The organism is Kribbella sp. HUAS MG21 (assembly GCF_040254265.1).
GTDB lineage: Bacteria > Actinomycetota > Actinomycetes > Propionibacteriales > Kribbellaceae > Kribbella.
The window spans coordinates 5529192-5540489 of sequence record NZ_CP158165.1; the positions used below are offsets into that span (position 1 = coordinate 5529192).

At 71.1% G+C, this 11298-nt stretch carries 9 protein-coding genes; 6 read left to right on the forward strand and 3 right to left on the reverse strand.

Going from position 1 to position 11298, the window contains the following annotated elements; translation table 11 throughout:
- Window positions 1–6 precede the first annotated feature (6 nt).
- From ABN611_RS26885 to glsA, 4 genes are read left to right on the forward strand one after another with little or no spacing between them, the layout of a single operon-like run.
- Window positions 7–1515: a leucyl aminopeptidase gene (locus ABN611_RS26885; protein WP_350275015.1), complete on the forward strand. Its 1509-nt coding sequence runs from the start codon at window positions 7–9 to the stop codon at window positions 1513–1515.
- Window positions 1512–3179 (forward strand): AbgT family transporter, encoded by a 1668-nt coding sequence (locus ABN611_RS26890; RefSeq protein ID WP_350275016.1) that lies wholly within the window; start codon window positions 1512–1514, stop codon window positions 3177–3179. The genes ABN611_RS26885 and ABN611_RS26890 overlap by 4 nt, the downstream gene beginning before the upstream one ends.
- Before the next feature lie 18 nt (window positions 3180–3197).
- Window positions 3198–4994 carry an SLC13 family permease gene (locus tag ABN611_RS26895; protein ID WP_350275017.1) on the forward strand — a complete coding sequence of 599 codons (1797 nt, stop codon included), beginning with the start codon at window positions 3198–3200 and terminating at the stop codon, window positions 4992–4994.
- Window position 4995: 1 nt separating this feature from the next.
- Entirely contained in the window at window positions 4996–5970 is a 975-nt protein-coding gene (glsA, locus tag ABN611_RS26900; RefSeq protein WP_350275018.1) for a glutaminase A, read from the forward strand.
- Between the two features lie 3 nt (window positions 5971–5973).
- Here glsA and ABN611_RS26905 read toward each other — a convergent pair whose 3' ends face one another.
- From ABN611_RS26905 to ABN611_RS26915, 3 genes are all read right to left on the reverse strand, one after another.
- Window positions 5974–7107 (reverse strand): trypsin-like peptidase domain-containing protein, encoded by a 1134-nt coding sequence (locus ABN611_RS26905; RefSeq protein ID WP_350275019.1) that lies wholly within the window; start codon window positions 7105–7107, stop codon window positions 5974–5976.
- A gap of 21 nt (window positions 7108–7128) precedes the next feature.
- Window positions 7129–9111 carry a hypothetical protein gene (locus ABN611_RS26910; RefSeq protein WP_350275020.1) on the reverse strand — a complete coding sequence of 661 codons (1983 nt, stop codon included), beginning with the start codon at window positions 9109–9111 and terminating at the stop codon, window positions 7129–7131.
- A gap of 100 nt (window positions 9112–9211) precedes the next feature.
- Entirely contained in the window at window positions 9212–10282 is a 1071-nt protein-coding gene (locus ABN611_RS26915) for a lysylphosphatidylglycerol synthase domain-containing protein (protein WP_350275021.1), read from the reverse strand.
- 104 nt (window positions 10283–10386) lie between these two features.
- Here ABN611_RS26915 and ABN611_RS26920 point away from each other — a divergent pair, with 104 nt between their 5' ends.
- Together ABN611_RS26920 and ABN611_RS26925 are read left to right on the forward strand one after the other, a co-directional pair.
- Window positions 10387–10608, forward strand: coding sequence for a hypothetical protein (locus tag ABN611_RS26920; protein ID WP_350275022.1), 222 nt, complete (start codon window positions 10387–10389; stop codon window positions 10606–10608).
- On the forward strand, window positions 10605–11282 hold the full coding sequence (locus tag ABN611_RS26925; RefSeq protein ID WP_350275023.1) for a GAP family protein: 678 nt from the start codon (window positions 10605–10607) through the stop codon (window positions 11280–11282). Before ABN611_RS26920 ends, ABN611_RS26925 begins: the two co-directional genes overlap by 4 nt.
- The last annotated feature ends 16 nt before the right edge of the window (window positions 11283–11298 follow it).

Consider the following 11298-nt stretch of genomic DNA (forward strand, 5'->3'; position numbering starts at 1 on the left):
GATCTCGTGAACACCATCCCGGACGACTTCGATCCGATCCCGTCGACGCGGTACCGGCCGGCGATCGGTGTCGGCACCTTGAAACAGGCGATGACCGAGGCGGACGCACTCGCCGTACCGGTGGTCGCGGGTTCCGAGCCACCCGAGGAACTCGGCATCGACGCCGACGGGCTGGCGTCGGCGGGCTTCACCGCGCAGCGCGGCCAGACACTCGTCCGGCCCGCGGACGCGCCGGTACGGGTCGCCGTCGGCGTCGGCGCGTCCGGCCGGCTCGACGTGACGCTGGTGCGTGACCTGGCCGCGGAGTTCGCCCGGGCGGTCCCGTGGCACAGGCGGCTCGCGGTCGAGATCCCGCCCCGGGAGGCCGGGATCTCGCCCGCCGACTTCGCGCAGGCCGCGACCGAGGGCGTGCTGCTGGCCCGCTGGCGGTACTTCGTCGGCCGCGGAGCCGGGGAGCCGCTGCTCGAGTCGCTCCTGATCGTGGCAGCCGACGAGGACGCCGACGTCGTCGCGCCCGCGGTCGAGCGCGGCCGGGTGATCGCCGCGGCGTACTGCCTCGGGCGGGACCTGGCCAACTGCCCGGCCACCACGCTGTCCGCGTCCCGGATGGCCGAGGTCGCGCTCGAGGTCGGCGCGGCGGCCGGACTCCAGGTGGAGGTCTTCGACAAGGAGCAGCTGATCGAGCTGGGCTGCGGAGGCCTGCTGGGCGTCAACCGCGGCAGCGTGGAACCGCCGCGGATGATCAGGCTCCGCTACGAGCCCGACCATCCGACCGGCCGGATCGCCTTCATCGGGAAAGGCGTGATGTACGACTCCGGCGGCATCAGCCTGAAGCCCAGCGACGAGTCGCACGCCCAGATGAAGAACGACATGACCGGCGCCGCCGCCGTGCTCGCGTCGATGACGGCGCTCCGGGCCCTGTACTGCCCGACGGCCGTCACCGGCTACCTGATGTGCACCGACAACATGCCGTCCGGGTCGGCGATGAAGCTCGGCGACGTACTGCGGATGCGCAACGGCAAGACCGTCGAGGTCCTGAACACCGACGCCGAAGGCCGGCTGGTGATGGCGGACGCCCTGGCACTGGCGGCCGAGGAGCCGGTCGACGCGATCGTCGACATCGCGACCCTGACCGGCGCGTGCCTGCGGACGTTCGGCGTCGAGATCGCCGGCGTGATGGGCAACGACGCGGCCGTCGTGGCGCAGCTGAAGCGGGCCGGCGAGGCGACCGACGAACTGGTCTGGGAGTTGCCCCTGCACCGGCCGTACCGCGCGCAACTCGACTCGGCGATCGCCGACCTGACGAACATGGGCGGGGTCAACGCGGGATCGATCACGGCCGCCCTCTTCCTCGAGGAGTTCGTCGACGGCGTGCCGTGGGCGCACGTCGACATCGCCGGTACGGCGCAACTCCCGGAGGTCCGGACCTGGCGGAACAAGGGCGCCACCGGGGCCGGGACCAAGCTGCTGATCGAGTTCGCCCGCGCGTTCACCCGTCCCGCGGCAGCGTCATGAATGCCAAGACGGCCGACGAGAAGGACCACAAGCCGGGGTTCATGCAGCGGATGCTCGACGGGATCGAACGCGTCGGCAACAAGGTCCCGCACCCGGCGCTGATCTTCCTGGCGCTGATCGTCCTGGTGATCGCGCTGTCGCAGATCCTGTCCTGGGCCGGGGCCAGTGTCACCACGGAGGTCGCCGAACCGGCGACCGTGGAGGTGGCGCCGGAGTACCCGCAGGGGACGAGTGTCCCGGGCAACGACGCCCCGCCGGCCCCGGCGATCCCGGACTACGAGCTGCACGAGGAAACCATCACCGCGGAGAGCCTGCTGACCGGCGACGGGATCCGGTTCATCTTCACCACCGCCGTGCAGAACTTCAACGACTTCGGAGTGGTCGCGGTCATCCTGGTGGCGATGATCGGGGTCGGGGTCGCCGAGGAGGCCGGCCTGATCGCCGCGCTGATCCGCAAGATGGTGAAGGTCGCCCCGAAGAGCCTGATCACGTTCATCATCGTGCTGCTCGGCGGCATCTCGAGTGTCGCCTCGGACGCCGGCTACCTGGTCCTGATCCCGCTGGGCGCGGCCGCGTTCGCGTCACTCGGGCGGCACCCGCTGGCCGGCATCGCGGCGGCGTACGCCGGGGTCAGCGCGGCGTTCTTCGTGAACGTCCTGATCACTCCGGCGGACGGCATCATCACCGAGGTGACGAACGAGACGATCGCGCTGGTCGCCCCCGACGTCCAGCTGAACGTCACGCACAACTTCTTCTTCAGCATCGCCGCGACGCTGTTCTGCGCGGTGGTGATGACGATCGTCACCGAGCGACTGCTGGAGCCGCGGCTCGGCAGGTACGACCCGGCGGAGGCGCCGGCCGACGCGCCGGCCGACCACCAGCCCACCGACGAGGAGCTGCGCCTGGAGTCCCGCGGACTGCGCTGGTCGGTGTACTACCTGCTGGTGGCCGTCGCGATCGTGTCGGCGCTGACCTTCATCCCGGGGGCGCCGCTGCGGAACCCGGACACCGGCGAGATCTTCGGGTCCTCGCCGTTCATGAGCAGCCTGCTCTTCATCATCTCGATGCTGTTCCTCGCGGCGGGCCTCGGGTACGGGCGCGGCGCGAAGTCGCTGACCGGCAGCACGAACGTGATCAACGCGATCGTCAAGACCTTCAACGGTCTCGGCGGGCTGATCTTCCTGATGCTGCTGATCGCGCAGTTCATCGCGTACTTCAACTACACGAACATGTCGACGCTGGCCGCGACCGGCCTGGCCGACCTGCTCGAGCGGGCCGACATCGGCGCGCTGCCGCTGCTGATCGGATTCATCCTGCTGGTGTTCGTGATCGACCTGATCATGCCCGGCGTGATCCCGAAGTGGGCGATCCTGGCGCCGATCTTCATCCCGTTGTTCTTCCGGCTCGGCATCGCGCCGCAGACCGTGGTGGCGGCGTACCGGGTCGGAGACGGGCCCGCCAACGTGATCACGCCGCTGATGGTCTACCTGCCGTTCATCGTGCTGGTCAGCCAGCGGTACCGGAAGAAGGCCGGGATGGGCACGGTGGTCTCGATGATGCTGCCGTACACCGGGATCGTGCTCGTCACGTGGGCGCTGTTCTACGTCGCGTGGTACCTGATCGGGATCCCGTGGGGCCCCGACGCGCCGGTCCACCGCCCGTAGGCAGGGTGGCCGCGGACCATGGACGACGGAACGCTCAGCTTGGTCATCCTCGGGCTCACCGTCGCGGTCTTCGTCTGGAACCGGCTGCCCGTGGATGTGGTCGCCCTGCTCGCGGCAGTGGCGCTGTGGGCGACCGGCGTGCTGGGCTTCACCGAGGTCCTCGCGGGCTTCGGCGACCCGGTGGTGATCTTCATCGCCGCCCTGTTCGTGGTCAGCGAGGGCATCGACTCGACCGGGGTCACCGCCTGGGCAGGACAAGCGATCGTGAGGTACGCCGGAACGACGCGGACCCGGTTGTTGATCGCGGTCACCGGCCTGTGCGCGGTCCTGTCCGCGTTGATCACGCTGAACGGCGCCGTCGCCGCGCTGCTGCCGCTGGTGGTGATGCTCGCGGTGCGGATCGGCGAGCCGCCGTCGCGGATGCTGATGCCGCTGACGTTCGCGGGAAGTGCCGGATCGCTGCTGATGCTGACCGGTACGCCGGTCAACATCATCGTCTCCGAAGCAGCTGCCGACGCGGGCGAGGGCGGGTTCGCCTTCTTCTCGTTCGCGCTCGTCGGGGTGCCGCTGGTCGTCGGCACCATCGCCGTCTCGGTGCTGCTCGGGCCGCGCCTGCTGCCGGCGGCACGACCCGCACATCCCGCGGTGGACCTCGCACTGCATGCCGAGACGCTGGACGTCCATTACGCGCTTGCCGACGGGTTCTACCGGCTGCGTGTCCGCAAGCTGTCACCCCTGGTCGGCCGTGGAGTGCGTGACCTCGACCTCACGCCGTACCCCGGGGTGTCGATCGTCGGCGTACAGGACGGCGACGGGCAGTACCGCGTCGACGCAGCCCTCGCCGTTGACGACGTACTCGTGGTGACCGGGCCGACCGAGCAGGTACGGCGCCTCACCGCTGACACCCGGCTGACCGTGAGTACGACGCCTGCCGGCGCCGACGACCTGATCGGCCGTGAGGCGGGGGTCGTCGAGGCGGTGGTCCCACCGCGCTCGTCGCTGGTCGGCGAGACGGTGTTCCCCGGGATGCACCGCGGACCGGACCTGGTGATCGTCGCCGTGCAGCGGATGGGCAAGGACCGCGGCAACAAGCCGACCCAGCTGGCTGAAGGGGACGCGTTGCTGGTGCACGGCGCCTGGTCGGCGCTGGACGAGCTCACGCGTGACCGGGACGTGCTGCTGGTGGACTCGCCGGAGCTGGTACGGCGCCAGGCGGTGCCTTGGGGACCCAAAGCCTCGACCGCCGTCGCGATCCTGGCGGCGATGGTCGTGCTGCTCGCGACCGGCGCGGTGCCGCCGGCGATGGCAGGACTGCTGGCCGCGCTGGCGATGGTGCTGACCCGGGTCGTGCGGCCCGCTCAGGCGTACCGCGCGATCTCCTGGCAGATCGTCGTACTGATCGGCGGCCTGATCCCGTTGTCGGCCGCGATCGGATCCAGCGGCGGCGCCGACCGGATCGCGGACCTGATCATCGACGCGATCGGCCCGGGCCACCCGTACTTGTTGCTGCTGGCACTGTTCGGCCTCACCGCGCTGCTGGGTCAGGTCGTGAGCAACACCGCGACAGTGCTGATCGTGGCGCCGATCGCGGTGGCCGCCGCCCAGGGAACCGGTACGTCGGTGCAGCCGGTGCTGATGCTCGTCGCGGTAGCGGGTGCGGCCGCCTTGCTGACCCCGATCTCCACGCCCGCGAACATGATGATCATGAGCCCGGCGGGCTACCGGTTCGGCGACTACTGGAAGCTCGGTCTGCCGATCATGGCGTGGTGGTTGCTCACGGCATTGACCGTCATCCCGCTGGTCTGGTCGTTCTGAGATGGCTGACCGGTACGTCTCCACCGGCGGCCTGCCGTCCCCGGCGGCGGTCGGCGACCTGGTGCGGACGGCGTACGAACGGTTCGCCGGTGTGCACGACGGGACGGTGAGCGAGGTCTATCCGGCGCTGGCCGACGCCGACCCGGAAGCGTTCGGCGTCTGTGTGGTGGCGACGGACGGGAGGTCGTTCGAGGCGGGGGAGTCGCGGCGGCCGTTCACGATCATGAGCGTCGCCAAGCCGTTCGTGTTCGCGCTGGTGTGTCAGGCGGTCGGTGCCGGCGCCGTCCGGACGCTCGTCGGCGTGAACGCGACCGGGCTGCCGTTCAACTCGGTGAAGGCGGTCGAGCAGTCGGCGGCGGGGCGGACCAATCCGATGGTGAAGGCTGGGGCGATCGCGACGACCAGCCTGGTCCCGGGCGCTTCCGTGGACGAGCGGTGGCAGTTCATCGCCGACGGGCTGAGCCGGTTCGCGGGCCGCCGGCTCACGCTGGACACGACCGTGCTGACCTCGGCGCTGGCGACGAACCACCGGAACCGCGCGGTCGCGGCCCTGCTTAGGAGCATGGACGGCCTGGCCGGCGACCCGGCCGCGGCGACCGAGCTCTACACCCGGCAGAGCTGCTTGTCGGTCACTGCGGCCGACCTGGCGGCGATGGGGGCGACGCTCGCGGACGGCGGTGTGTGTCCGACCACCCGGCAGCGGGTCGTGGACGCCGACGTGGCGCGGATGACGCTCGGGGTGATGACGATCGCCGGGTTGTACGAGCTTTCCGGGGACTGGCTGCTCGATGTCGGTGTGCCGGGCAAGAGCGGCATCGGCGGCGGCATGGTGACCGTCTCGCCCGGCAAGGGTGCCCTGGGGACGTTCGGTCCCCGACTGGATGCGGCGGGCAACAGTGTGCGTGGGCGGCTGGCCGCGGAGTTCTTGTCGCGGCAGCTCGGCCTGGACCTGCTGGCATCCGTTCCGGTTCGCTAGCGGTTACTGCGCCGCGGCCAGCGTGAGCGTGGCGTCGCCCGCCGTGCCCGCGCGTTGGTATCTCAGCTCGATCGTGTCTCCGGCCGCGCGGGTGAGCGTCGCCACGACGATCTGTTCGCTGCTGACCGCGGGCTTGCCGTCGATCTCCGTGATGACGTCACCCTTGCGCAGGCCCGCCTTCGCGGCGGGGCCCTCGGCCGCGAGGACGAACAGGCCGGCCGGTGCGCCGGTGGCCTTCGCGACCGCGGGCGGAATCTCCTGCACCTGCAGGCCGGTCGTCGGATGCCCCGGCTTGCCGGTGGCGATCAGCTGGTCGGCGATCGGCTTGGCCAGGTCGATCGGGATCGCGAAGCCGAGGCCGACGCTGCCGCCGCCGCCCACCCCGACCGCGTTCGGCACGGTGGCGATCGCGGCGTTGACGCCGACGAGCCGCCCGGCGCAGTCCACCAGGGCGCCGCCGCTGTTGCCGGGGTTGATCGCGGCGTCGGTCTGGATCGCGCCGACCAGGTGATGGGTCACGCCGTCGCCCGGCACCGGAACGTACCGGTCGAGCGCGCTGACGATGCCGGAGGTGACGGTGCTGCTGAGGCCGAGCGGGGCACCGAGCGCGACCACCGGCTGGCCGACCTCGAGGTCTGCCGACGACCCGAGCCCGATCGTCGGGAAGCCCTCGGCGCCGTCGGCGGCCTTGAGGACCGCCAGGTCGGTACTGGGATCGCGGCCGACGATCGTCGCGGCCGAGGTGGAACCGTCGCTGTACTGGACGGAGACCGTGCCGCCGCCCGCCGCGACCGAGATGACGTGGTCGTTGGTCAGGATGTAGCCGCCCTGCCGGATGACCTGGCCGGACCCGGTGCCCGCCTGCGCGCCGCGCTGCGCCGAGATCGTGACGACCGCCGGCAGGACCTGTTCCGCCACCGGCACTGCCGCGCACATCGCCGTACCGCGATCCGCCGGGCTGCCGGCTGCCGAGGCCGTGGAATCGCCGCGCCGGGCCAGGACGAAGATCAGGACGGTGACGAGCGCGCCGACGACCAGGCCGGCCAGGGCGGGCACCAGCTGCCGGCGCCCGAGCCGGGGGAGGCTGCGAGCCGGCTCGGGTGCGGGCGCCGGTGGTGGACTGCCGGCCTGGACCATCTCGACCTCCGCTGCTCCCGCTCAGGATTCGGAGCGCGCCGGTGGCAGGTCGTGCTCCAGGCCCTTCTCGCCGTTGTGAGCATAGGTTCGCGGCGCGCCCGGTAGTTCCCCTGATCCGGGTGACCGCCGCGTGCTCCTGTCGAAGTACAGGTACGCCACGGCCGCGGCCGCGACCGGCATCGCCACCGCGAAGAGGATCGACGACACCACGTTGATCAGCGTCGGCGACCAGTCGGTCGCCAGCAGCAGCACGATGCCCGCGATCGGCCCGGCGGCCAGGCCGAGTCCGACGACGATCGCCAGCGGTACGGCGGTCCGCCACCACCTGCCACTGACCAGCTCACGGCTGCGGCGGAGCGCCGTACCGCCGGAGAGGTTCTCGGCGACCAGGGCCTGGACGACGAACGCGCGGCTGACGGCGTAGTAGATCGCCAGCGGGATCGTGGCGACGAAGATCGTCAGCACGAACAGCACCACGACGTACTGAGTGGCGACGCGGACGAGCGGTCCGCGGATCGACACCACGTGCAGCAGCGCGGCCGAGGCCGTGACCGGGACTCCGCGGTCCAACTGGTCGAGGGTCCGGATCACCGCCGCCAGGAGCACGGTGTACGTCGCGATGGTGAGGATCGTGATCGCGAGCGCGAGCAGTGACGCCCAGAAGCCGGTCGCGTTCTCGGTCGGTGCGCCGAGGTCGGCCGGTGCGTCCCGGCGCTCCGCCTGGAGCCGCGCCAGGGTCACCGTGACCAGACTCAGCACGGCGAACGCCGCGGCGAACCCGCCGAACAGCGCCGGTCGGCGGCGGAACAGCTGGATCGCGGCCGCCACTGATTGGCCCCAGGCCCGCTCGCTGCGCGCGGGAAGCGGGACGGCGTCGGACCAGCGTGTTCGGCTCGCGGCGAGCCACACGAGTGCTGCCGCGGCGGCGAGCAGCAGGCCGAGCAGCCACGTCCGGTCGAGGGTTTCGCGGAGCAGGTTCGACCCGGTGGCGACGGCGGTGCAGAAGGCGTCGGTGCTGCTCGGGCCCAGCAGCGTGCCGGCCGGTACCACGGTGCTGTCGTCGCGCCAGGTCGCCTCGGCGTCCTGGATGGGAGCGGTCCACGACGCCTTCATGTTCGGCCCCGTCGGACCGTCGAAGAACGACCGCTGCCGCTCACCCCACCGGCCTTGGAACGCCAGCCACGGATACTCCTGGAGGTAGTCCGCCGACCGCATCGGGACATACGCGACCCGTGGCCTGATCGGGGGCAGCGGGTCGGTCGTGTCGTCACAGCCCAGCCCCTCGGAGCCGCGCCCGAGGTACAGCCGCCGGCCGAACTTGTTCGCGTGCGACCCCGCCGCCGGGTAGACGACCGGATGTGTCCCGTCGACGAGCTCGAGCTTGGCATCCCCCCAGCGCGCCCGCTCGGCCCCGCCGTGCTGGCTGTAGCCGACGGCGGTCGGTTCCGTGGCCAGGGCCGCTTCCGGGGTGGCGGCGTCGAACACGAGCCGGATCGACTCCCAGTCTCCTTCGTGCGTGTTGTTGTAGTCGTTGAAGACGTAGAAGAACCAGTACTCGAGCGACAGCTGCTCCGGGAACGCCGGATCCGCGGCCACGTGTGCGTAGACGGTCGCCGGGTGGTCGGCGTTGATCCGTGCCGACCAGTCGGCGTAGTCGCAGCCAGGGCGCAGCGGGTCGCCCGGGAAGTCGAGGAAGTGCCCGGGGTAGCGGCGCCCGAGATCGCTGTCCGCGGGCTGGATCTTGATCAGGTCCGGCGGCCGCCACGGACCCCGCAGCGCGACCTCCTGGTTGCCGAGCACCGCCTGCACGTCCGTCGGCCGGAACTGCTCGCCGGTGCAGGACGACGTCTCCTGCTGCATCCTGACGACCGGGGCGTAACGCTCGGCCAGTCGCCGGGCCGCCGCGTCGTCCGGTCCTTCCGCTGCCAGCGCCGTACCGGAGACGGACAGCGCGATCAGGGTCATCAGGGCGAAGGTCACTGCCCTCCGGACGGATGCCGTCATGGCGCCCAGCATGCGCGGACGACGGCGATCGCACACCATCCCGCACCGGCCGTTCCGGACCTCGGCCGGGTCACCCGGTTCGGGTGATCCGCAGTACGTCTCAGGCCTCGTGGGTACGGCGCCACACGACGATCGTGAGCAGTCCGACGAGCACGGGCACGAACTGCACCGCGACCCGCCACACGATCAGCCCCGCCATCAACGCCGTCGCCTCGACCTCGCTGTGCTCGGACACGAAGGTCACGTACGTCGCCTCGAGCACGCCGGCGCCCATCAAGGGCAGGCCGGTCAGCGGATAGACGACCATGAAGCTGCAGGCGAGGAGGACGACGTCGGAGCGGTCCAGCTCGGCGCCGACGAAGGCCATGCAGAGGACGATCAGCCCGGCCTCGACGAGGACCAGGGCGAGCAGGTCGAGGATGGTGAGCCGTCCGCGGCGTCGCATGGTGCCCGCGCTGTGTGCCTGAAACGACACCAGCAGCTCCGCCCAGGCGTCGGGTCCCTTCGTGGTGGGCCGTACCCGGCGCAGCAGGCCGCCGATCAGCCGGCCGACCGCGGCGGCGGTGCGCTCGGCCCGTAAGGCGTAGAGCAGGCCGCCGAGCAGTGCCGCGGCCCCGGCGCCGAAGACCAGCGCCGACCATCCGAACGGTGCGTAGAAGGTGCCGGCGGCCCAGAACAACACGAACCCCAGGAACGGTGCGGCGAGCCTGGCGACGTAGAACAGCAAGGTACTGAGCGTCAGGCCCGACGCGGCGTTCGTGGGGTCGATCTGCCACGAGCGCAGCATGGCCAGCCGGATCATCACGTCGCCCGGCGACGGGGCGAGCGTCGCGACGGCGGTGGCCGCCACGTCGTTGACCATCGCGCGGCCGGCGCTCAGGCCGGGTATGAGCAGCGCGAGTGGTGCCGCGCTGACGAAGCGTCGTACCGCCATCACGACCAGGAGCACCGCGATCTGCCAGACCGCCAGATGGGTGAGGGCGTACCCCACCTCGGACCAGTCCACCCCGCGGAGCAGCCGCAGCAGCAACCAGACGACGACCACGATGAGTGCGATGCGCACGGTCCGCAGCAACGGCTTCGGAAGCCGCCGTCGGTCATGGGTCGGCGTCGGCGTCGACGCGGGGTCGGCCACGCTGCCCAGCCTGCTGATCCGGCGCGCCGCGGCCATCCCACGATCCGGGGGAGACGAGTTCCGCCCCGGCCTCGTCGCCCGGGAAGGGGGATGTTCCGCGCGTCCGGATCCAGGAGAGTCACCGTGAAAGGGGCGTTGCCATGGGCCATTACGTCATTCGCGTACAAGGCAGCTTGTCGCGCGACCTGACGGACGCGTTCCCGTCGCTGAGCGTCGATCCGGAGCCCGCGCAGACCGTGCTGCACGGCTACCTGGCCGACCAGGCCGCGCTCGCCGGCATCCTCAACCACCTCGACACGCTCGGCATCAGCATCCTCGAGGTCCTGCAGGTCCCGGCCCCGCCGTCCCCGGACCGCGAGTGAGTGCCGACTTGTGGCCGGTGGTGGGCGCGGTCCTCCCGCAAGCGCTGGCGATCGCGCTGAGCCCGGTGCCGCTCGTGTGCGTCCTGCTGACGTTGATGACGCCGCGTCCGGTGCGCGCCGCGCTCTGTGTCGCCGTCGGCTGGTACGGCGCGCTGGCGATCGCCACGGCGTTGGTCGTCGTACTCACCGACACGGTCGCCGACTACAGCGCGGAAACGGCTCGCGACGGTGTCGATGTCATCCGGTTGGCGGTCGGAGCCTTGTTCGCCGTACTGGCGGTCCGGTACTGGCGTGCGCGGCCGGCACCCGGTGCGCCGCCGAAGCGCCCGCGTCTGCTCGACCGGATCTCCACGCTCTCCGCCGCCGGCCTCGTCGTCACCGGCAGTGTTGCCGCGTTGGCGAATCTGAAGAACCTCCCGCTGATCCTCAGCGCCGGCAGCTACCTCGGCGCCGCGAACCTCGCGCCCGGACCGGCAACTGCGGCAACAGCCGCCTTCGTGACCGCGGCGTCCGCGTCCGTCCTGCTCCCGATCCCGATCGTGCTGCTCGTCGGCGTCGCCAGGATCACCCCGGCGCTGAAAGCGCTGGAATCCTGGCTACTCACCAACCTCAACCTCATCACCGCAACCATCCTCCTGCTCCTCGCCATCATCCTGATCACCCAGGCCTTCTAGTCCGACCGGTCGGCGG

Bases quoted from the DNA above. Each gene is read 5' to 3' on its own strand.
- ABN611_RS26890 (WP_350275016.1), top strand. From the start codon at position 1,512: ATGAATGCCAAGACGGCCGACGAGAAGGACCACAAGCCGGGGTTCATG.
- ABN611_RS26895 (WP_350275017.1), top strand. From the start codon at position 3,198: ATGGACGACGGAACGCTCAGCTTGGTCATCCTCGGGCTCACCGTCGCG.
- glsA (WP_350275018.1), top strand. From the start codon at position 4,996: ATGGCTGACCGGTACGTCTCCACCGGCGGCCTGCCGTCCCCGGCGGCG.
- ABN611_RS26905 (WP_350275019.1), bottom strand. From the start codon at position 7,107: ATGGTCCAGGCCGGCAGTCCACCACCGGCGCCCGCACCCGAGCCGGCT.
- ABN611_RS26910 (WP_350275020.1), bottom strand. From the start codon at position 9,111: ATGACGGCATCCGTCCGGAGGGCAGTGACCTTCGCCCTGATGACCCTG.
- ABN611_RS26915 (WP_350275021.1), bottom strand. From the start codon at position 10,282: ATGGCCGCGGCGCGCCGGATCAGCAGGCTGGGCAGCGTGGCCGACCCC.
- ABN611_RS26920 (WP_350275022.1), top strand. From the start codon at position 10,387: ATGGGCCATTACGTCATTCGCGTACAAGGCAGCTTGTCGCGCGACCTG.